Source organism: Photorhabdus hainanensis, from assembly GCF_018448965.1.
In the GTDB taxonomy this organism is placed as follows: Bacteria; Pseudomonadota; Gammaproteobacteria; order Enterobacterales; family Enterobacteriaceae; genus Photorhabdus; species Photorhabdus akhurstii.
Window position 1 is genome coordinate 1 of the sequence record NZ_RCWD01000154.1, and the last position, 271, is coordinate 271.

Sequence of the window (271 nt, forward strand, 5' to 3'; positions counted from 1 at the left end):
TTGCCTAGTTCCTTCACCCGAGTTCTCTCAAGCGCCTGAGTATTCTCTACCTGACCACCTGTGTCGGTTTGGGGTACGATTCAATGTCACCTGATGCTTAGAGGCTTTTCCTGGAAGCCGGGCATCAGCCACTTCACTGCCGTGGCAGCTCGTCATCACGCCTCAGTGTTACAGAAGAGCGGATTTGCCTGCTCCTCCCACCTACACGCTTAAACCGGGACGACCGTCGCCCGGATGGCCTAGCCTTCTCCGTCCCCCCTTCGCAGTCACA

General features: G+C 57.2%; 1 rRNA gene. It reads right to left on the reverse strand.

Annotated features, from left to right (window positions below):
* Positions 1-271: ribosomal RNA gene (locus tag EAE92_RS24310) — 23S ribosomal RNA — on the reverse strand; the annotation flags it as partial.